Genomic DNA, 21,171 nt, shown 5'->3' with positions numbered 1-21,171 from the left:
ATGAAGTATGTAAATGCGCAACAGATTCTTCCGGAGAAATTGCTTCAGGAAGTTCAACGATACGTCCAAGGGGAGACGCTTTACGTCCCACGGACTGGTCAAGACAAGAAGCGCTGGGGAACAGTCAGTGGTGGGAAACAGCTGCTTGAAAAACGGAATGAAGCGATTCGAACATCCTTTGAGAAGGGGACTCGGGTCGAGCAGTTGGCCGCTGACTATCATTTAGCGGTCACGACCATTCGGAAAATCGTCTACTCTTCACAGTAACTAGCGGTACAGCGCATTTTTTGCGACTGTACCGTTTTTGTATAGAACAGTTCTAATTCAAAGTCGGTACAATCGGGTCGTCCGAAATCCTTTACACTGAAGGGAGTCAGGATTGAGAAAGGATGACTGAATATGCAAGAGCGTTTTATTGAGAACCACCAATTTAATTTCATTCGAGAGCAAGTCGAGATGATTCGAGATAGTCGAAAGAAAAGCTTACCACCTTCCGTGTTAAAAGCCGTCATCGATTTGGCCAATGCCAAAATTGCTTTTCTGTTTCCTGAAGCGACACCAGCTCGGCTTTCTATGTTGGACGTATCAAAGTTACAAACCGACGAAGCCTATGATGGGTTTATAGATGAGTTAAGACCTCACGTCCGGTCGTTTCCGCAAGTGTCGGAACAGCAAGTGAAAAAAATGTTTCCAAAACAGAAAAAACTGAGGCTTCCAGACGAAGCGAATCTTAATATGAATCGAATCTCCTATCTGAGCTGGAACGACTTGCGTTCCAATCGGAAATATATCCTTTGCGAGAAAAATCATCAGCTGATTGGAATTGAATGCAAGGCAAGCGCGAATACGAAGCGAAATATTTGCGCCTTCTGTAATCAGTTAGCAGAAGTCTCGTATTGCGTCACCGTCACAAAGGCGAAACAAGCTAAAAATCCTGACTATTATAAAGCGATTGGGACGTATATCTGTACAGACAATGCCTCATGCAACGAGAACATGACGAATCTTGACGCCTTGATGACGTTCGTCGAAACGGCGTTGAAAGAGTAAACGGAGAATCGACCATGCGTCGATTCTTTTTTGTGGAGCTTAAAACCAAGCGCACTTTGTTGTCTTTACAAAACATATACAGGATTGACTCGGTGTTGAAAAAGCTTCTTAACAAATTTCCTTTAGTCTACAAAAGTCTAGAAACGCAGTACATATTCGGGAGGGACTAAGGAAATGAAGAAATCGATGAAAAAAGTGATTCCATTGGCGGTCGTGTCGACACTTGCATTTGGTGGGTTGATTGGGATGCAACAAAACGAGGCCGAAGTACAGGCGAAAGAAGGAAAGAACGGCAAGGCGAAAAACGTCATCTTCATGATTGGTGACGGGATGGGCGTACCATATACGACGGCACTCCGCTATATGAACGATACAGAAGGGGCAGATATGCCACAGACGGCATTCGACCCTCACTTGGTCGGATTACAGTCGACATATCCTGAAGATGAAGAAGAGAACGTGACGGACTCAGCGGCAGCGGCCACGGCGATGAGCGCCGGGGTGAAGACGTATAACAATGCCATCGCAGTCGATAACGATAAGACGGATGTGAAAACCGTCCTCGAGCAGGCAAAAGAGAACGGCATGTCGACGGGAATCGTCGCAACGTCTGAAATCACGCATGCGACACCGGCATCGTACGGTGCCCACGAAGAAGAGCGCAAGAGTGAGAACGCCATCGCTAACGATTATTATGATGAGTTGATTAATGGGGAACATAAAATCGACGTCATGTTGGGCGGCGGGACCGACTTCTTCGAACGCTCGGACCGCAATATCGCGAAACAGTTCCAACAAGATGGATATAGCTATGTGAAATCGGCGGAAGAGATGAAGCAGGACAAGAATCCACAAGTACTCGGTCTATTCGCCGAGGTCGGACTCGATAAGATGATCGACCGGGACGACAGCCAACCGAGCCTGGCCGATATGACGACGTCGGCGCTCGACCGCTTACAGGACGACGAAGATGGATTCTTCTTGATGGTCGAAGGCAGTCAAATCGACTGGGCCGGTCATGACAACGATGTTGTCGGCGCGATGAGTGAGATGAAAGACTTCGAGAATGCGTTCAAGAAAGTCGAGGAGTTCGCGAAAGAGAACGGAGAGACGTTGGTCATCGTCACGGCCGATCACTCGACAGGTGGCTTCTCGATTGGCTCGGACGGCAACTATAACTGGGATGCGGCTCCAATCCAAGCCGCGAAACGCACGCCGGACTTCATGGCGAAACAAATCGAGTCAGGAAAAGACGTCGAAGCCGTCTTGAACGAATGGATCGACCTCGACTTGACGGATGCGGAAATCAAATCGGTCCAGCAAGCTGCCGAGACAAAAGACGTGACGAAGATTGACAATGCGATTGAAAAAATCTTCGACGTCCGCTCAGGGACTGGTTGGACGACGGACGGTCACACTGGGGACGACGTGCCGGTCTATGCGTACGGTCCTCAAAAAGAGCAGTTCACGGGCATGATCGATAACACGGATCAAGCCGCTCGCATTTTTGAGCTGTTAGAAAATCGTGGGAAAATCAAATAATAAAATTGGATTTATAGACGACGCGGACAGTTGCCGCGTCGTCTTTTTAGTTGGATTTAGCTTGTATGTAGCACTTTGATTGTGTGTCGCAACGTCTCGACGTCCTCGTTTCTCCAGCCGAGTCGATCCACGGTATTGATGAACTGACGTGTCGCTTTGATGAGGGCATCTTTCAATTCCTCAAGCGATACAGTCCCCATAGGCGTCTTAGCATGACCATCTTCTACAAAGGTGAGCTCAACTTCTGTGGCGGTCACCTTTTTAGTGGCTATCCGAATCGGGCCGTCCATGAATTGAAACGAGTATGTCTCATGCAATGGGGCGAATAAGAGGGCGCGGGCATTAGCAATCCACCAGTTCAAGACGACGGCGACGAAATCAGACCATCCTTGTCCCGGGAAATAAGCATAAGCATCGATGACGAAGGCAATATTGCCGATGATATGTGTCTCATAAATTAAAGAGTCGAGATCCACTTCGATTGAAACTTGACTGTTCATAAAAACTCCTCTCAACGATCAGTACAGAAAAATACAATGAACTGAACCATAGTTGGGTAAATACTCGTATACATGGTATCACGACCAAATCGGAGGGATGACGATGAACACGCTCTACATGAAACAAAAGGTTTTCAGCCTGCGCGGACGTTTCACGATCAAAGATGCGGATGAGAACAATCGGTACTTCGTCGAAGGGAGCTTCATGAAGCTGCCGAAGTCGTTCACGATCTCAGACAAAGAAGGGCATGAGATTACGACAATCACGAAAAAAACGTTCAGTTTCTTGCCGAAGTTCTATGTCGACGTCGAAGGCCAAGAGACGGTCACGATTTCGAAAGAGTTTACGTTATTCAAACCGCGTTATACGATTGATGCGGCCGGAATCGATGTGCAAGGCAACTGGTGGGACATGGACTTCCAAGTGATGCAGAACGGCCAAGTCATCGGCAGCGTCCAAAAGAAATGGTTGTCATGGGGCGATAGTTACGAGATTCAAGTGATGGACGAGACGATGGAGCACATGCTCATCTCAATCGTCGTCGCCATCGATTGTGCGAAGTCAGACCAAGCCGCAGGTGCTAGCGCGGCGACATAAAGGGGATGGAACGATGGAGTTTTGGGATGTGTATGATGTGGACCGCAAAAAGACAGGGCGGACGTGGCAGCGGGGCAACCGTCTCGAGAACGGCGATTATCATCTCGTCATCCACGTCTGCATTTTTAACAAGGACGGACAGATGTTGATTCAGCAGCGCCAACCGTTCAAAGACGGTTGGGCGAACATGTGGGACATCACGGTCGGTGGTAGCGCCACGGTCGGCGATACGAGCCAACAGGCGGCGATGCGCGAGCTTGAAGAAGAGATTGGGCTGAAGCTCGACTTAACCCAAACACGACCACATTTGACGGTCAATTTTGACGAGGGGTTCGATGATATCTATCTTGTCGAGGCAGAAGTCGATTTGGATAGCCTGACGCTTCAGGAATCGGAAGTGCAGGCCGTGCAGTGGGCGGATGAGGCGACGATTCTCGACATGATCCGTTCAGGTGAATTCATCCCGTATCACGAGGGGATGATTCCATTATTGTTCGCAATGCGAGGACAGTGGGGAGGAATCAATCATGTGGCAGCCGTACACGTGGATCAATGAACCAGACGAAGTAAATGCAAGTGAACACCTGACGTTCCAGACAGCACCCGACACCGACTTTTGGCGGAACACTCATTACGGATTCAACCGGATGACCGCACATGCTTTGGTGAAGAGCGTGTCGGCCGAGCGGTTCACGTGCCGGGCGACGATTGAAATGGAGCCGAGCCATACATATGACCAGGCCGGAATCCTGCTATACGTTAACGACGACCATTGGCTCAAGACGTCCGTCGAGTATATCCCGGACGGACCATCACACCTCGGGGCCGTCGTCACATCCTTTGGCTACTCGGATTGGTCGACGCGGGACTTTTCGAACGAAGAAGTGAGCGGACCGTTGACGTTCGAGCTCGTCTACACGAACGGTGATGTCGAGGTGTTCTTCGAATATGGGGACGGCAGGCGTGAACAACTACGAATCGCCCATCTCCATGACGTGTCGACGTTACGTGTCGGACCGTACGCCTGTAGTCCGGATACAGAGGCGCCTGGATTCAAAGTCACGATTTCAGATTGGACCGTTACGGAAGCATCGACTTGATTCATCGTCGATGCTTTTTTATGTCATTTTCATTTCACTTCAAGAAAATGGTTGAATCGAGGCATGGAAAAAATTTATAATAACATTACCGAAAGCGCTTTCGGAAAGCGGTTTCAATTTGTACGTCACTTAATAAAGGCAAGGTCGATTGTGTCGTCCCTGCCTTCATTCATGCCAAGGGAGGAAATGTAATGAAGAAATGGGTCGCACTTGCACTCGGGACCGGTCTTGTCTTGTCAGCCGCACAAGGCGCATCTGCCGAGAAGCCGGAGAAAAAAGACAACACGAAATGGAAACTCGTCTGGTCGGATGAGTTCAACAAATCAGAAATCGACCAGACCAAATGGAACTTCGACACGGGCAACTGGTTGAAAGACGCCGAAGGCACGCCGGTCACACCGGGTTGGGGAAACAATGAGAAGCAATTTTACACGGACAAAAACGAAAACGCTTTCGTAGAAGACGGGAACCTCGTCATCCGTGCCAAAAAAGAACAAGTGACAGACGAACTCGGGTCATACGATTTCACATCGGCGAAGTTGACGACCAAAGGCAAGTTCAGTCAAACGTACGGTCGTTATGAGATGCGCGCGAAGCTCCCGACCGGCAAAGGGCTATGGCCGGCGTTCTGGATGTTGCCGGAACAGGACCGCTACGGCGCCTGGGCCGCGTCTGGTGAAATCGACATCATGGAAGCATGGGGCAGCCAGCCTGACAAGGTCGCCGGAACAATCCATTACGGCGAGAACTGGCCGAACAACAAATATACAGGTAAAGACTACCACTTCGAAGAAGGCGACGGCATCGACAAATGGCATACATATGCGGTCGAGTGGGAGCCAGGCGAGTTGCGTTGGTATGTTGACGGGAAATTGTATCAGACTCAAAACGATTGGTACTCGAAAGGGTTGAACCAAGCGACGAAATATAGCTATCCGGCACCGTTCGATCAAAACTTCTATTTGATTATGAACTTGGCCGTCGGCGGCTGGTTTGATGGAGACGTCGATGCGACGACACCATTCCCGGCTGATATGAAAGTCGATTACGTTCGCGTCTTCGATTTGAAGAACCGCGACTATCGTGAAGCAGTCGAACCGGTGTATACGGATGAAACGATCGTGCTTCCGGATGGAGCGAAACAACCTTCTGAAGACGGCAACCTCGTCTACGATCAAGACTACACAGAGCCAATCACGACCGTGACAAACGGTTCGCAGGCATTTGACCCTGTGAATTGGAACTATGTGGCGCTACCGGACTTCGGTGGAGCTGGATCCATCGACGTGATTGAGCAAGCTGGTTCGCGCTTCGCGGATATCTCGATTACGCAAGCGGGCAGTCAGCCTTACTCGCACCAATTGATTCAAAACGTGTCACTCGGCAAAGGCGGTCACTACAAAGTGTCGTTCGATGCGAGTGCCGACTCGGCCCGCTCAATCGCTGTCAAAGTCGGCGGTGGACCAGACCGTGGTTACGCCAAATATTCGGATGAAGGTTCGTTCGATTTGACGACCGACGTCCAGACGTACTCGATGACGTTCGACATGACAGAAGACACGGACCTCGCGGCACGCCTCGAGTTCAACGTCGGCCTCAGCACGGCAGGCGTTCAAATCGGGAACGTGCGCGTCGAACAGACACCGCGTGAAGCGCTCGACCCGAACGCGACGAAACCGGCGCTCGGAGACGGCAACCATGTCTATAACGGCACGTTCGATCAAGGGGCAATGGACCGCTTGACGTACTGGCAGTTTGACCCAGGCGCAACGAAAGGCACAGGCACAGTTGATGAGGAAGCTCGTCACTTCGAGTTCGTGACGAACGCGAAGAAAGGGCAACCGGCAACGCTCGTCCAAAACGGCATTCAATTGACGGAAGGCCGTGAGTACGTGCTTCGGTTCAACGCGAAGTCGGAACGCATCAAATCGCTTCAAGTCGGCTTGAATGGATTGGACGGACAAGCGTATCTCCCGCTCCAAGACGTGGCGTTGACGCGCGATTTCAAGTCAATTGAAATCCCGTTCACGATGGGCCGAGAGACGGATTTATTGAGCCAACTTCAATTCGTGCTTGGTTCGGCTAAAGGTGAAATCACGCTCGACGATGTGCAATTACTGGATGTGACACCGGTCGATGTTGATCCATCACCTCTCAAGAACGGTTCATTCACTGAAGGATTGACGCATTGGGGCTCGTACGTCCACTTTGACGCTCAAGCGGCGGTCGAAGCGGTGAACGAGGCGGCTCAATTGTCAATCACGCAAGAAGGACAAGAGCCGTGGAGCGTGCTCATGGAGCAGGGGGGCCTCGAGTTGCATGCAGGTCAAACGTACGTCGTGCGCTTTGATGCTTCGTCGACAGTAGCCCGTAACATGGAAGTGACGATCGAGAACGCGGCATACACACGTTACTTGAGCGAAATCGTCCAAGTTACTCCTGAGACGAACACGTATGAGTTCGAGTTTGTCATGGGCCAGACAGACATGACAGCTATGAAATTCTTGCTCGGTCGCACGGACGGCTCGCCGCTAGGCGCGCACGATGTGACGATCGACAACGTCAGCGTGACCGTAAAATAATCGAAAATAAGAGCGCCTCGCATGCGAGGCGCTCTTTGGCGTTTTAAGACTCTCGTTTCCGACTGATCAACCGCGCCGTTCGGAGCAAGGACGGCAGCAGTTTCCGACGCTTGCGGATGGCCAAATACCTGGCTTCCCACCTCGGTGTGAACTTGCGTTTGAATTGACGGAGCCCGCTGAACGGATAGATGTAACTGATGTTCTCGAAGATGTCGGCCGCAATCCGCTCCGGCCAGTACGCGAATGTGTGCTCACCGACCGAGGCGAGCGGTGCCATGCCGAGGCCGACGTGGGCATAATCGTTGTCCCGTGCCCACTCGATCACGTGAAGAATCAGCACCTCAATCGATCCGGGCAGGGCGTCACCGTGAGAGCGCATCAAATCAATGGAGACAGTATCACTGCCGCGGAGCAACGTGATGAAGGCGACGACTTGTCCCGTCTCGTCACGAAGGAGGGCGACCGGATAGTGGGACAAGGCCTGCTCGTTGAAAAAGCCGAGCGAGAACCCTTTCTCACTTCGATTACCGAGCCAGTCTTCCGAGATGCCGCGCAATGACGCAATCAGCTCGGAAGACGGATTCATGACGATGTCAGCCGTATAGCCTCGCTTCGTAAATTGGTTGTGGAGCGAGCGCATGTTGGCACGCTTTTTGCCAGTGAGCGAGAACGTGGCAACATCGACCGTCGCCTCTTCACCGAGCTTGAAGAATGTGAACCCGGCGTCGTGCAGGCGCGGCATCCAGTCCGGGGTGACTTGATAAAAGAGCGGGATATAGCCGAGCCGGTCCGTCTCTTCGATAAAGGCGAGCAACAGGTGTGACGCGGCGTCTCGCGCTCCTTGCACATCCCCGAGGACGATGGCGTGATTGCCAGATACGGCGAACAAGAGACACGCCTCGTCGTCCGGCCCATAATAGACGAGTTTGTCGTTCATATAGGCCAAGTCGAACGCGCTCGTCGTCGCATGCGTGGCTTGAAACGCCGCGAAGCGGGACGGTTCAAACGACGAGCCGAGCTTCGGACGTTTCAAGCGGTTGAACAGCATGAATATGCCAATCATCAGCAACCCGGCCAAAACGACGGCGGCGATGCTCAACCCGGCGGCAGCTTCCGGATCAAAGAAAATCGTGTCCGTCTGACTGAACGACTGCAGCAGGAACGCATGCGTGCCGACATATAGCGCGACATAGGCGATGTTGCGGACGAAGCGGCTGACGGTCACGATGGAGCGATAGCGTTTGTGCTGGCTCCGGGTCAACCAGACGAACAAAGCGAACCCACCGACGACGAACGCTTCGAACAAATTGAAGCCGCGTGCGATGACACCGATGCCGGCGACGATACATGCGATCCAGACGAGCCAGAGCACGCGTTTCGTCCGAATGTACATCCCGAACGTGGTCAGTAGCGTCAACAGACCGGCGCTGAACAGCGCGAGCGTACCGATCCACTGTAACCAAAGGGAAGTCGAATAGAGCGGTGACACGCTCGGCAACAACGTCTGAAACCACAGGACGAGGCTCGTCATCAATGCAATCAGGCTTCCGGCGAGCCGTCCGGTCTTGGCAAGTGTACGCGACACGATGCGCCAGATGACGGTCCCAATTTCATAAGACGACCCGATCATCGGTTTATACTCAATCTGTTTGACGACCTGGTCTCCGAAGACGAGCGCCGCCAAAAACAGCCCGATCATGAACGGGACGATGAAATAGACGAAGCGATAGACGATCAAGGAAGACAGGACAATCTCTTGGTCGATGCCGAGCTGGGTCATCCCGACGAGGTATAATAGATCAAACGAACCGACACCACCCGGGACGAGCGAGACGACCCCGACGATGGTCGCGACGATGAAGACACCCATCATAGCCGCGAGCGGCGCTTCGCCTCCAAGTAAATGCAGGGCATACAAGGCGACGAGTCCAGCCGTCACCCATTCGGCGAGCGACGTCGCGATATAGCCGAGCAAGGTCGGCCAATCTAAGTTCGACCGCTTCCGCGTCACATATATGTAGAGCGGCAGGACGGCGAGTGTCGCGAGGAGCACCGGCCAAATCCACTGTTTCGTTCCGGTGAGCGCACCAGCCGGGAAAAACCCGAGGAGCACCCCTGCGGCAAGCAGCGACAAGCCGCTGATGAGCGTCGGGGTCATCCAACCGATGGCCCGGAGCAAACGCTTCGTATCCGTATACGGTCGATACAGCGATGTCCGGAGCGCGATGCCGATGACGCCGCCAAACCCGATCATGCCGTTCATCGCGTTGGTGATCCATGCCGCGCGGAGCAGCTTCGCGAGCGGGAGCTGGACGTCGAGCGAGCGCAGTAAAAAGTAGTCGTAGCCGGTCATCGTCAAAACGGCGACGAGTCCGAGTCCAATCAAGGCAATCTGTTCGAAGCCCGTCAACGCCTCTAACGTTTGAAACGCCGCGGCGAGCGACAGGTTTTGGAGCTCTTGGCCGCTCTGATAAAGAATCAATCCAATCAATAGGAATGGAAGCAACCATTTCAGTTGTTTCCAGGAAAATCGCTTTTGCATCGTATGTACTCCTTCTGACAAACTCTCGAAATCTTGATTAGCTAAAGTGTACTCAATTGAGTCGTGTAATCATAGTACGAGTCAGACGGGAAGACGGATTCAAAATAAATGAGATTCGTGAATCGTGGGAATGTAGACTGTAAACGCAAGAAATAGGACGAGTGAACGAAAATCAATCTGATACAGTAAAACAAAAGGGGGGACTGAGATGCTGACGTTTGAAGAGAAGTGGGAGAAAGTGATCGCCTGTGACGCGACGTATGACGGACAGTTTTATACCGCGGTCAAGACGACCGGGATTTACTGTCGTCCCTCGTGCCGCTCGCGGAAGCCGAAGCGGGAGAATGTCGATTTTTATGAGACGAAAGCGGAAGCGGAGTCGTCCGGCTTTCGGCCGTGCAAACGATGTCAGCCCGAGGTCGACCGTAGTCCGGCGAGCGCGCTCGTCCATGACGTGACGGCGTTCGTGCTCACGCATTACAAACGGCCGCTCAAGCTCGAGGAGATTGCCGAGCACGTCAGCTTGAGCCCGTTCTACGTCGAGCGGACATTCACGCAAGCGACGGGCGAGACGCCGCGCCGTCTGCTCGAAAAGGTTCGCATCGACAAGGCGGCCCATCTGTTGCGGACGACGGACATGAGCAATCTCGCCATCTGTTATGAGGTCGGCTTTCAAACCCCATCCAACTTTTATCGCGTCTTCCGACGGCTAAAGGGCTGTTCACCGAGCATGTATCGAAAGGGGGGAGCCGATGAGTCGCTCATCGTTCGAGATTCACGTCACCGCTCCGTTTGATTTTCAACAATGTCTGCAGTTTTTGCGACGCTCCGACGATGAAGTGATGCATGTCGCCCGTGAAACGTCCGTCTCCAAGCTGTTCGACGTCGACGGACGGTTGCTGCTCGGGGATATCATGGAGACGGCTCATGGCCTCGTCATCGCGTTCCCGGAAGACGACATCACGAGCTCGGAACAGGAACACGTGGAACGATACGTCCGCGACTGGTTCGACCTCGACCAAGACGTTGCAGCGTTCGTGCGAATGGCTGAGACGGATGAACTGTTGCGTCCGCTCGTCCGAGAGTACGAGGGGCTGCGTCTGATCGGGTTCCCGGACTTGTTCGAGGCGCTCACGTGGGCCGTCATCGGTCAACAGATCACACTCTCGTTCGCCTATACGCTGAAACGACGGTTCGTCGAGCAATATGGACCATCCCGGGAAGTGGACGGCGTGACGTACTGGGCTTTCCCGACCCCAGAGACGATCGCGCTCCTCGACCCGAGTGAACTGAGACCGCTCCAATTCAGCACCCGAAAAGCAGAATATATCATCGGCATCGCCCAGGAAATGACGGACGGACGATTGTCGAAACAGCAGTTACGCAGCGAGCCACCCGACGTGATGCATGAATGGTTGTTAAGCTTACGCGGTGTCGGGGAGTGGACGGCCGCGTATGTCCGGATGAAGTGTTTCCAAGATCCGACGGCGTTCCCGGCCGCGGACGCCGGTCTGCATCAGGCGTTGAAGCATCACCTCGGGCGAAGCGACAAGTTGACGGCAGACGAAGTGAGGCAGTACGGGGAACGCTTTGCCGGATGGGAAGCGTACGCCACATTCTATTTATGGAGGTCCTTATATGGAGACGTATAGACTGGACTATATGAGTCCGATTGGCATTCTGGAGATTGTCGGGACAGAGATGACCATCCGTTCCATCCTGTTCGTCGAACGCGATGACGTCCGCTTTGAAGCGGATGAGTCGACGCCGGACGTGTTGACGATGTGCTACCGAGAAATCGAGGAGTACTTCGACGGACGCAGGCAAACGTTTACGTTCCCGTATGAAGTCGAGGGAACACCTTTTCAGAAAGATGTCTGGCAGGCGTTGGCGACAATCCCATATGCCGTGACGGCGTCTTATCGAGAATTGGCCGTGAAACTAGGTCGGGACCGCGCCGTCCGGGCCGTCGGCAGTGCCAACGGACGCAACCGGTTGAGCATCGTCATCCCGTGCCATCGCGTCATCGGATCGAATGGGACGTTGACGGGTTATGCGGGCGGACTGTGGCGGAAGGAATGGCTGCTTCGGCACGAACAAGCCAACGCATATTCAGGCCTGGCAAAAAAACATCTACCCCTCCATATCTGATACAATGGAGAAGTCCTATCGTGACGTCTGAATCGACGTAGTGGTCTAGGGCGATTCTCGTCACTCAGGAGCGATTTTTGGAGGGTACTATGATTAGATTATTGGCAGATTCAACTTGTGATTTATCTGATGAGATTTTAGCGAAATATGACATCGGCGTCGCGCCGCTGATCATCACGATTGACAACAAATCGTATGAGGACCGCGTCGACATCCAGCCCGATGAGTTTTACGGAATGTTGGAAGCGCTACCGGAATTCCCGACGACGGGGATGCCGAGCCCAGCGACATTTATGAAGCTGATGGAAGAGTCCGTCGAGAGCGGACATGATGAGATTTTATGTATCTGTATGTCGAGCGGGACGAGCGGATCGTATCAATCGGCCGTGCTCGGAAAAGAATACTTCGAAGAGGCGCATCCCGATTCGACGGTGAAGATTCATATCGTCGACTCACGCTCGATGAGCCACGGGAGCGGTTGGCTCTTGATGAAGAGTGCCCAGATGCGCGAAGCCGGGGCGACGTTCGAGGAGCTCGTCGAGTTCAATGAGACGTATAAGATGAAAGTGAAGCACTTCTTGTCGGTCGATGATTTGGACCACTTGATTAAGAGCGGACGCATCTCGAACGCGAGTGCCATCATCGGCAAGCTGTTGATGGTCAAGCCAATCATGAGCATGAAGAACGGGAAAGGCGCCATCGTCGCCAAAGAGCGGGGAACGCGGAAAGTGCTCAAGCACTATACGGACGAGTTCATCAAACGCTGCGACAAAGCTATCACGAACTTCGTCATCATCGGCTATACGTCAGATCAAAAGATTGCCGAGAACTTGAAGGCGAAGATTCAAGCCGAATCCGACTTCAAAGGCGAGATTTACCTGATGCAGATGGGCGTCTCGGTCGGGACGCACGTCGGTCTCGGGGCCATCTCGATGTTTTTTGTGGAGAAATAAAACGAAAGCCGTCTCGGGAAAGAGACGGCTTTTTCTGTGGATAACGTTATCCACAGGCAGGGACGGTCCAGACGCGTGTCACGGACCAAGAGTTATCCACAATATCGAGGCGATAGACGTCGGGATTGCTGAGATTGCGCCACGTGTCGAAGTCATAGCGGTTATCCACATGTTGAAGAAGCAACGCGAGCAGGTTTCCGTGCGTCACGAGGACGGTCGTGCCGTTTACGTCGTCAAGTGATTCGATGACGCTCAAAATCCGGTCCGTCGCATCTTGACCCGACTCGGCGCCCGGCAAACGGAACGAGGTGTCGGTGAACGAATGGCGGAGCAGTTCGAACCAATCGTCGCGCGGTTCAAGCGAGAGGATGCGTTCGCGCAACTTCGGCTCTGTCTCGATAGTCAGCTGCTTGGATGCAGCGAGCGATGTAATCGAGGCGATGGCTCGCGTATAGTCGCTCGAGATGATGCGATCGACGGGAACATCTTGAAAGAAGTCAGCGAGGGCGAGTGCCTGTTGTTCGCCGGCCTCGGTGAGCGGGGCGTCCGGCTCTTGGCCGGTGGCGGAGCAATGGCGGATAAGATAGAACGTAGACATGATAGATTCTCCTTCATTATAAGGTTAAATGCTTACCAGACGGTCAAACTCGTTCTCGTATCGTTGGCGTGGGTCAAGTAAGAGACGTCCTCAAATCCGCACGTGAGAGTATGCTGATAAAGCGATTCAAGCAGAGGCTCATCCTTGCAGTAGATGTCGACGAACGTGGAGTCGACGATGAGCAGGGCTAGCTCACAATTGCTATCACGAAACGCTTCGTACGTCTCAATGTCTTTCACCGGTTCTTTCGAAAAGGCTTTTACATTCAAGAAGATGAGATATTGCTCATCCTGATGAATCGAATCAGAAAATGTTTCGCCATCCATCTCGGTCGCTTCAGGAAACAACGGTTGATCGAGAGCGCTATTCTTCACACGATATGATTCCTCACCCCCGACGAACCAGCTGTAAGCAGGGATGTCGACGGGACTTAACATGTCGGCCAGAAAGCGTCCATATGTATTCGGGATTTTAAAACGGATGCCGCGCTTCACGGATTGCATGCCCCCCTTCAAAAGTTTCATGGATGAAATCCGTACTTAACCCTTATCAAACATCACAAAAGCGTTATAATCAATATAACAATTATAAACGGGGCGAGTCGGCGAATGGGGATTTACCGAATCGTCTCATACACAAATCCAGGGGAGAAGGATGGGGTTTTCATGAGCAGTGTTCAAAAGAGAACAGACGTCATTTTGATTGGTGCAGGCATCATGAGTGCGACGCTCGGATCGCTCTTTAAAGAGCTCGTACCAGAGTGGGAAGTCAAAGTGTTTGAGAAGCTCGAAAGTGCAGGGGAAGAGAGTTCGAACGAATGGAACAACGCCGGGACGGGACATGCCGCCCTCTGCGAGTTGAACTATACGACAGAGAAGCCGGATGGCACGCTCGACATCTCGAAAGCGATCAACGTCAATGAGCAGTTCCAAATCTCGCGTCAGTTTTGGGCGCATCTCGTCAACAAAGGCTTGATTCGAAACCCGGAAGCGTTCATCCGTTCGATTCCACATATGAGTATGGTCCAAGGCGAGAACGATGTCCGCTTCTTGAAGAAACGTTTGGAAGCGCTAACAAATAATCCGTTGTTTGAAGGGATGGTCTTATCGGATGACCCGGAACAACTCCGTGACTGGATGCCGATTGTCATGGAAGGACGTTCCGTCGATGAGCCGATCGCGGCGACGAAAATCGATTCAGGTACCGACGTCAACTTCGGTGCGCTTACACGGATGCTGTTTGACCATTTGACCGGCCAAGGCGTCGAGGTCAATTACAAGCATAGCGTCGAGGACGTGAAACGGTTGGCGAACGGATTGTGGGAAGTGAAAGTGAAAGACATCGAGGCGAACACGATTGAGACACATACGGCGCCGTTCTTGTTTATCGGCGGCGGTGGAGGCAGCCTGCCGCTCCTTCAAAAGACGGGCATCCCGGAGTCGAAGCACATCGGCGGATTCCCGGTGAGCGGTCTGTTCCTCGTCTGTAAGAACCGTGATGTCATCGAACAGCACAACGCGAAAGTATATGGCAAAGCGAAAGTCGGCGCACCGCCGATGTCGGTGCCGCACCTCGACACGCGCTTCATCGAAGGGCGCAAAGAGTTGTTGTTTGGACCGTTCGCCGGCTTTACGCCGAAGTTCTTGAAGACGGGCTCGAACCTCGACCTCCTCCAATCGGTCAAACCGTATAACGTCGTGACGATGCTCGCGGCTGGGGCGAAAGAGATGCCGCTCACGAAATATTTGATTGAGCAGGTGCTCTTGTCGCACAACAAACGGATGGACGAGCTCCGCGAATTCATTCCGACCGCGAAGAATGAGGACTGGGAAATTGTCGTCGCCGGACAACGCGTCCAAGTCATCAAAGACACGCCGGACGGTAAAGGGACACTCCAGTTCGGAACGGAAGTCGTCAGCGCCGAAGATGGATCGGTCGCAGCACTTCTCGGTGCGTCACCGGGCGCATCGACGGCCGTGCACGTCATGTTAAAAGTACTCGAGCAGTGCTTCCCAAGCCGGATGCCGGAATGGGAACTGAAAATCAAAGAGATGGTGCCGTCTTATGGCGTCTCACTCTCCGATCACCCGGAACTGTTCAAGTCGATTCACGAATCGACAGCGATGGCGCTCGGCTTGAAAGAGAAAGGTGTCGTCCACAACTAAGCGAGTAAAGGCGAGGATATGTTCATATTCTCGCTTTTTCTTTTTAATTTTTGCATAAAAAAAAGACCTCTTCGCACGGAAGGGGCCAATCAAGTAGTGGCGACAGGTTCTTCGCTCAAATAAGCAGCAATTTGTTGATCGATGATTTCTTCCGATAATTCAAGCGCGAGCGAAAGTTCTTTCACGAGGATCGTTTTAGCGTTCTCTAGAATCTTACGGTCCTGTTCATATAACTTTTTGTTCAACAAGAGAGCTTCGCTTTGGCGGCGAGCAAGCGTGTTGATGACTTGAGCGATTTCGTGACGGTTACCCGAGTGCACGACGTTCAAGAATTCACGATTGCGGTTGTTCGGATGGGGATTCCATTCGACACCCGGCGAGCGGAACGATTCAAGGATCTCTTTTGCTTCTTTGGCTTCTAGGAGCGTCAACATCATCACTTTATCACTATCGACGGGGATACTGATTTGCAACTTCTGTGCGTTGTTGATGGGATGGAGCGTATAGTACGACTTCGTCTCACCCGCGACCGTCATGTCGGAAATGTCGTCAATGCGGCAAACTCCGTGGGTCGAATAAATGATTAAATCACCAGTTTTGAACAAATCGATCACCTCTTCCTTTCATCAAGTATAGTAGTTCATGACACGAAATGTCAACTCGGTTGACATTTGAGGTGAGATATGACACAAAAAAATCCCTCCCAATCGTTAGGAGAGATTACAAATTCCAGTCGGCTTTCAACAACATTTTCAGTTGTCGGAACGCGGCGTCACCGAGTGAATCGCCTATTTTTTGTTCGAGTTCGGCTTTCAGTGCCTCGTTCTGTTCGTAGCAACGGACCCCGAGCTCGGTCAACTCGATACATTTATCTTTTCGACTCGTCGGATGATCGGTCACCGTGACGAGTTCTTTCGCTTTCAAGTTCTTGATGAGCTTATGGATCGCTTGACGGGAGATGTGGACGTTGCGCGTCACTTCGGCAATGGTCGGTTTCGTTTGATAAATCCGGGCGAGCACGTACCATTCGGAGTTGGAGATATAGATATCGTGTTGCTCGTTCCAAGCCCGCTCGCTGATGCGACGGATTTGGTCATGTCGCTCACTGAGGAGGTCGAGGAGTCGTGTCGTCGGTTCTGTTGGAGTCAAATTGGTCACTCCTATTCGTTTTTGTCGTTCCTAACTATACAAAAGCGGATGTGCCGCGTCAATGCGCGAAACGAGTTCACCATTCTCTGATAGGATTTGACGGTTTGGGGAACAGGAAAGCAGAGGAGGGAATTACATGCCGACACGTACCGATTTATTTCAACGTTATAAACAACGTATTCTCGAACTGCCCGACCTGGAGGAAGCGACACTGAAGAGTGAACCGTTCTTACTCGAGGAGGACCCGAACAAACAACTTACAATCTATTACGCTCCGTTCGAATACGTTAACCCGCAGGCCAAAGTCGTCATCGCCGGGATTACGCCGGGACTGTATCAAATGCGGCAATCGTTCGAGGCAATCCGTGATTTGGCGGACGCGCCCGACGAGGAGGCGCTCCGGGCTGTCAAACAACGTGGCAGCTTTTCCGGACCGATTCGTAAGAACCTAGTGACGATGCTCGATGATTTGGAGTTGCATCACCACCTTGGGATCCCGACGACGCTCGACTTGTTCGGCGAGGCGAACCATCTCGTTCAGAACACGGCGGTGTTGCCGTATCCGGTCTTTTATAAAGGTAAAAACTACAACGGATCGAGTCCAGATATGTTAAAGACGGATTTATTTAGGTCTTATGTCGAAGGGGGATTCGCCGACGAGATGGCCGTCCTCGAGGACGCACTCATCTTGCCGATGGGGATTAACGTCCGTCGTGCCGTCGAGACGCTCGTCGACAAGGGCATTATCGCGCCAGAACGCGTCGTGAGCGGATTTCCCCATCCATCAGGGGGGAACGGCCATCGACATCGAATCTTTGCCGAGAACCGTGAATCGATGCGGCGCCATATCGCTGAGCATTTCAAACAACATCCGCTGAAGTGAGCCGCCACCGTGCGGTTCTTTTTTTTGTGAAGCACCTCACCTGACAACTTTGCTTTAGTTCGCTAAAATGGGGTACGAGGTTGACCCAGTTTTCCCATGAGAGAAAGGAACCATCTATGATCACGTTAACGAATGTCAGCAAACAGTTCGGCCGCGACGCAGCCGTCCGTGACGTCTCGCTTCAAATCGAGCGTGGCGAGGTATATGGCATCATCGGCGCGAGCGGAGCCGGCAAATCGACGTTGCTCCGGCTGATGAACCTGCTCGAGACACCGGATACAGGGCAAGTCACGATCGATGGCGATGAGTTGACGGGCCTGTCGAGTCGACAACTACGCGAGAAGCGGCACGTCATCGGCATGATTTTTCAACAGTTTAATCTCGTCGCGAACAAGACCGTCTATGACAATGTGGCCGCCTCGCTCAAACTGGCTGGCCGACCGCGCGCGACGCATGAGGCCCGGGTGCTCGAGTGCCTTCGTTTCGTCGGGCTCGAGTCGTTCAAAGACAAATACCCGGCGCAGCTCAGCGGTGGACAGAAACAACGCGTCGCCATCGCGCGGGCGCTCGCGAACGAACCGCACGTCTTATTGTGTGATGAGCCGACGTCGTCGCTCGACCCGAACACGACGGCCGAAGTGCTCGGCGTGTTGAAGTCGATCAATGAGCGGCTCGGCGTCACCATCGTCATCGTGACGCATGAGATGGACGTCATCAAACAAGTATGCGACCGCGTGACCGTCATGACGGACGGTTCGGTGTATGAGACGATTGACGTCATTCCGAGCGGGGTCGCAGACATTGACGACAATCCGTCCTGGTTCGTCGACCAACTGAAGAAGGCGGGTGAGCCGAATGCCTGAGGTGCTCCTGCAATATCAGACCGAGATTTGGCAATCGATCGGGGAGACGTTCATCATGGTCGGCGTCTCGATTCTCGCGGCCGTCCTCCTCGGTCTACCGCTCGGAACGTGGCTCTATTTGTCGCGAAAAGGACAGCTGCTCGAGAATCGGGCCGTCTTCTCCGTGCTCAACTTGGTCGTCAATATCGTCCGCTCGTTCCCGTTCCTATTACTCGTCGTGTTTTTGATTCCATTTACGCGGCTCATCATCGGAACGGCCATCGGGACGGCAGCGGCAACCGTGCCGCTCGCCATCATCGCCATCGCTCATTACTCGCGACTCGTCGAGCAGTCACTCCTTGACGTCCCACGCGGCGTCGTCGAGGCGGCCGTGTCGATGGGGGCGTCCATCAAAGACGTCATCTTCAAGTTCCTATATGTCGAGGCCCGTTCCGGACTCGTCCTCGGACTGACGACGTCGATTATCAGCTTCATCTCGTACTCGACCATCATGGGGGTGGTCGGGGGCGGCGGGATTGGCGACTTCGCCATCCGCTACGGCTATCAGCAGTTCAAGACGGAGCTGATGATGTATATGATTCTCATCATGCTCGTCTTCGTCCAAATGATTCAGTTCACCGGCACGACGGTGGCCCGGCTCATCGACAAACGTTAATTACCTACAGAAAGAAGGAGAACTTATGAAAAAATTAATGGCGCTTTTCGCCTCACTCACACTCGTCCTCGCGGCGTGCGGGAACGATACTGAAACGAACACGACGGAAGCCCCGTCAAACGAGCCGCAGACACTCAAAGTCGCATCGCTCATCCCACCGATGACGGATATGCTTGAAATCGCGAAAGAACAACTCGCCGAAGACAACATCGAGCTCGAAATCGTCGTCCTCGGTGACAACGTCCAACCGAACACGGCACTCGCAGCGAAAGAAGTCGATGCGAACTTCTTCCAACACGTTCCGTACATGGAAGAGTTCAACCGCAGCAATGATGCTAACCTCGTCCCAATCGAACCGATTTACTTCGCCAACTACGGTGTCTACTCGAAAGAGTATGACAACATGGACGACATCCCGAAAGGCGCGACGATTGCCATCGCGAACGACGTGTCGAACATCGACCGTTCGCTCTCATTGCTCGCGCAACACGATGTGATCGAGCTCGGTGAGAAGAATGGTTCGTATTACACGCAAGCCGATATCACCGAAAACCCGAAGAACCTCAAGTTCGAGGAAGTCGATTTGCTCATGCTCGCGCGTGCGTATGACGACGTCGACGCGGTCCTCATGACGCCAGCTTACGCGGCGCCACTCGGCTTGACGCCGAAGAGCGATGCCCTCTTGACGGAAGGTGTCGAGAACGACTTCGCCATCACGCTTGTTGCTCGTGAAGACAACAAAGATGAAGAAGCGATCCAGAAACTCGGCGAAGCACTCACAAGTGACGAAGTCCGTGCGTTCTTGGAAGAAAATTACGAAGAAACGGCGATTCCGGCGTTTTAACGAGAAAAGATTGAGCCCAGACGGCTCAATCTTTTTTAGTATTCCTCGTATTCTCTCGGGTCTTGATTATCGATGCGGCCGTCTTGCTTCGTCAGGGCGTTGAGCGTCTCCATTTCGTCCTCGGTCAATTCGAAGTTGAAGACGTCGAGGTTCTCTTTTTGGTGCAACTCGCTCGACGAACGCGGGAGCGGGATGACACCGAGTTGGACGTGCCAACGCAGAATGACTTGGGACACGGTCTTGCCTTTTTGTCTTGCTAGTTCCGCGATCGTCTCGTCATGCGTGACAGTCCGGGCTCGGCTCAACGGACTCCATGCCTCAGTGATGATGCCGCGCTCTTTGTCAGCTTGACGCTGTTCTACTTGGGAGAAGTATGGGTGGAGCTCGATTTGGTTGATGACCGGTGTCTCACCCGTCTCCTCAATCAAACGGTCGAGGTGCTCAGGCATAAAGTTCGAGACGCCGATGGAGCGGATCCACCCGTTCTCTTTCGCTTGGATGAGTGCGCGCCACGCCTCCACGTATTTGTCTTGTTTCGGGTTCGGCCAATGTAACAGGAACAAGTCCCAATAGTCGAGGTTCGCCCGGTAGAGCGACTCACGAATCATCTCGAGCGCATCGTCGTAGTCGAAGTATTGGGCGCGAAGCTTCGACGTCAAGAACAGTTGCTCGCGCGGGATGCCGGATTGCCGGACGGCTTCGCCGACCGTTCCTTCATTGTCATAGCGAATTGCCGAATCGATGAGACGATAGCCGTTGCGGATAGCGCTCGTGATGGCGTCGACGCCCGGTTCACCTCGTAAATAAACGGTGCCGAGCCCGATTGCCGGAATCTCGTAGCCGTCATGTAGTTTGATGGTTGGGATGTTCATGAAATGCCTCCTCATTCAAAATCCGTTCTCTTGTCCGATATTCCACTTTCCGGGGGAATCAAACGTTTGAATCGGTCGGAGTTAATTAAAATGGAGTTGCCTATTTTCCTGTTTTTGGGGTAAT

At 52.8% G+C, this 21,171-nt stretch carries 23 protein-coding genes; 16 read left to right on the top strand and 7 right to left on the bottom strand.

The window, feature by feature from the left end:
• The 3 genes from KNP85_RS05355 (at position 1) to KNP85_RS05345 (ending at position 2,592) form a co-directional block, all read left to right on the top strand.
• Positions 1-267, top strand: a complete 267-nt coding sequence (locus KNP85_RS05355; RefSeq protein ID WP_214801866.1) for a CD3324 family protein — start codon at positions 1-3, stop codon at positions 265-267.
• Between the two features lie 132 nt (positions 268-399).
• Complete coding sequence (locus KNP85_RS05350) at positions 400-1,050, top strand: FusB/FusC family EF-G-binding protein (RefSeq protein WP_214801864.1); 651 nt, start codon at positions 400-402, stop codon at positions 1,048-1,050.
• A 174-nt stretch (positions 1,051-1,224) separates the two neighbouring features.
• Complete coding sequence (locus tag KNP85_RS05345; RefSeq protein WP_214801861.1) at positions 1,225-2,592, top strand: alkaline phosphatase; 1,368 nt, start codon at positions 1,225-1,227, stop codon at positions 2,590-2,592.
• 56 nt (positions 2,593-2,648) lie between these two features.
• Here KNP85_RS05345 and KNP85_RS05340 read toward each other — a convergent pair whose 3' ends face one another.
• Entirely contained in the window at positions 2,649-3,092 is a 444-nt protein-coding gene (locus KNP85_RS05340; protein ID WP_214801858.1) for a hypothetical protein, read from the bottom strand.
• Positions 3,093-3,195: 103 nt separating this feature from the next.
• Between KNP85_RS05340 and KNP85_RS05335 the strand changes: the two genes are divergently transcribed.
• The 4 genes from KNP85_RS05335 (at position 3,196) to KNP85_RS05320 (ending at position 7,372) form a co-directional block, all read left to right on the top strand.
• Positions 3,196-3,690 (top strand): LURP-one-related/scramblase family protein, encoded by a 495-nt coding sequence (locus KNP85_RS05335; RefSeq protein WP_214801856.1) that lies wholly within the window; start codon positions 3,196-3,198, stop codon positions 3,688-3,690.
• A gap of 13 nt (positions 3,691-3,703) precedes the next feature.
• Positions 3,704-4,246 carry an NUDIX hydrolase gene (locus tag KNP85_RS05330; protein WP_214801853.1) on the top strand — a complete coding sequence of 181 codons (543 nt, stop codon included), beginning with the start codon at positions 3,704-3,706 and terminating at the stop codon, positions 4,244-4,246.
• On the top strand, positions 4,218-4,790 hold the full coding sequence (locus tag KNP85_RS05325) for a DUF1349 domain-containing protein (RefSeq protein WP_214801850.1): 573 nt from the start codon (positions 4,218-4,220) through the stop codon (positions 4,788-4,790). The genes KNP85_RS05330 and KNP85_RS05325 overlap by 29 nt, the downstream gene beginning before the upstream one ends.
• Before the next feature lie 191 nt (positions 4,791-4,981).
• Positions 4,982-7,372 (top strand): carbohydrate binding domain-containing protein, encoded by a 2,391-nt coding sequence (locus tag KNP85_RS05320; protein WP_214801846.1) that lies wholly within the window; start codon positions 4,982-4,984, stop codon positions 7,370-7,372.
• 43 nt (positions 7,373-7,415) lie between these two features.
• Here the strand turns inward: KNP85_RS05320 and mprF are convergent, their stop codons facing one another.
• Positions 7,416-9,914, bottom strand: a complete 2,499-nt coding sequence (mprF, locus tag KNP85_RS05315) for a bifunctional lysylphosphatidylglycerol flippase/synthetase MprF (protein WP_214801843.1) — start codon at positions 9,912-9,914, stop codon at positions 7,416-7,418.
• Positions 9,915-10,122: 208 nt separating this feature from the next.
• Here mprF and KNP85_RS05310 point away from each other — a divergent pair, with 208 nt between their 5' ends.
• From KNP85_RS05310 to KNP85_RS05295, 4 genes are all read left to right on the top strand, one after another.
• On the top strand, positions 10,123-10,710 hold the full coding sequence (locus KNP85_RS05310) for a bifunctional transcriptional activator/DNA repair enzyme AdaA (protein WP_214801840.1): 588 nt from the start codon (positions 10,123-10,125) through the stop codon (positions 10,708-10,710).
• Entirely contained in the window at positions 10,667-11,566 is a 900-nt protein-coding gene (locus KNP85_RS05305; RefSeq protein ID WP_214801837.1) for a DNA-3-methyladenine glycosylase family protein, read from the top strand. The genes KNP85_RS05310 and KNP85_RS05305 overlap by 44 nt, the downstream gene beginning before the upstream one ends.
• Positions 11,553-12,065, top strand: coding sequence for a methylated-DNA--[protein]-cysteine S-methyltransferase (locus KNP85_RS05300; protein ID WP_214801835.1), 513 nt, complete (start codon positions 11,553-11,555; stop codon positions 12,063-12,065). Before KNP85_RS05305 ends, KNP85_RS05300 begins: the two co-directional genes overlap by 14 nt.
• 89 nt (positions 12,066-12,154) lie before the next feature.
• Entirely contained in the window at positions 12,155-13,018 is an 864-nt protein-coding gene (locus KNP85_RS05295) for a DegV family protein (protein ID WP_214718755.1), read from the top strand.
• A gap of 46 nt (positions 13,019-13,064) precedes the next feature.
• Here KNP85_RS05295 and KNP85_RS05290 read toward each other — a convergent pair whose 3' ends face one another.
• Together KNP85_RS05290 and KNP85_RS05285 are read right to left on the bottom strand one after the other, a co-directional pair.
• Positions 13,065-13,616, bottom strand: a complete 552-nt coding sequence (locus tag KNP85_RS05290) for a histidine phosphatase family protein (protein ID WP_214801832.1) — start codon at positions 13,614-13,616, stop codon at positions 13,065-13,067.
• Positions 13,617-13,648: 32 nt separating this feature from the next.
• Positions 13,649-14,119 carry a DUF2691 family protein gene (locus KNP85_RS05285; RefSeq protein WP_251136225.1) on the bottom strand — a complete coding sequence of 157 codons (471 nt, stop codon included), beginning with the start codon at positions 14,117-14,119 and terminating at the stop codon, positions 13,649-13,651.
• Between the two features lie 162 nt (positions 14,120-14,281).
• On the opposite strand from KNP85_RS05285, the gene mqo reads away from it, so the two are divergent.
• On the top strand, positions 14,282-15,781 hold the full coding sequence (gene mqo / locus KNP85_RS05280) for a malate dehydrogenase (quinone) (protein WP_214801830.1): 1,500 nt from the start codon (positions 14,282-14,284) through the stop codon (positions 15,779-15,781).
• An 89-nt stretch (positions 15,782-15,870) separates the two neighbouring features.
• Here mqo and KNP85_RS05275 read toward each other — a convergent pair whose 3' ends face one another.
• Positions 15,871-16,395 carry a CarD family transcriptional regulator gene (locus KNP85_RS05275; RefSeq protein ID WP_029596405.1) on the bottom strand — a complete coding sequence of 175 codons (525 nt, stop codon included), beginning with the start codon at positions 16,393-16,395 and terminating at the stop codon, positions 15,871-15,873.
• A 106-nt stretch (positions 16,396-16,501) separates the two neighbouring features.
• Positions 16,502-16,930: a MarR family winged helix-turn-helix transcriptional regulator gene (locus tag KNP85_RS05270; RefSeq protein ID WP_214801828.1), complete on the bottom strand. Its 429-nt coding sequence runs from the start codon at positions 16,928-16,930 to the stop codon at positions 16,502-16,504.
• A 136-nt stretch (positions 16,931-17,066) separates the two neighbouring features.
• On the opposite strand from KNP85_RS05270, the gene KNP85_RS05265 reads away from it, so the two are divergent.
• From KNP85_RS05265 to KNP85_RS05250, 4 genes are all read left to right on the top strand, one after another.
• A complete protein-coding gene (locus tag KNP85_RS05265) occupies positions 17,067-17,813 on the top strand; it encodes a hypothetical protein (protein WP_214801825.1) in 747 nt (248 codons plus the stop codon).
• A 116-nt stretch (positions 17,814-17,929) separates the two neighbouring features.
• Positions 17,930-18,676, top strand: a complete 747-nt coding sequence (locus KNP85_RS05260) for a methionine ABC transporter ATP-binding protein (protein WP_214801822.1) — start codon at positions 17,930-17,932, stop codon at positions 18,674-18,676.
• On the top strand, positions 18,669-19,331 hold the full coding sequence (locus KNP85_RS05255; RefSeq protein ID WP_131434434.1) for a methionine ABC transporter permease: 663 nt from the start codon (positions 18,669-18,671) through the stop codon (positions 19,329-19,331). The genes KNP85_RS05260 and KNP85_RS05255 overlap by 8 nt, the downstream gene beginning before the upstream one ends.
• A gap of 25 nt (positions 19,332-19,356) precedes the next feature.
• Positions 19,357-20,175, top strand: coding sequence for a MetQ/NlpA family ABC transporter substrate-binding protein (locus KNP85_RS05250; RefSeq protein ID WP_214801819.1), 819 nt, complete (start codon positions 19,357-19,359; stop codon positions 20,173-20,175).
• A gap of 35 nt (positions 20,176-20,210) precedes the next feature.
• Here KNP85_RS05250 and KNP85_RS05245 read toward each other — a convergent pair whose 3' ends face one another.
• A complete protein-coding gene (locus KNP85_RS05245; protein ID WP_131472018.1) occupies positions 20,211-21,047 on the bottom strand; it encodes an aldo/keto reductase in 837 nt (278 codons plus the stop codon).
• Positions 21,048-21,171 lie beyond the last annotated feature (124 nt).

It is taken from the genome of Exiguobacterium sp. s194 (genome assembly GCF_018618275.1).
Lineage (GTDB): Bacteria > Bacillota > Bacilli > Exiguobacteriales > Exiguobacteriaceae > Exiguobacterium > Exiguobacterium chiriqhucha.
This window is presented reverse-complemented; position numbering and strand designations above follow the sequence as displayed.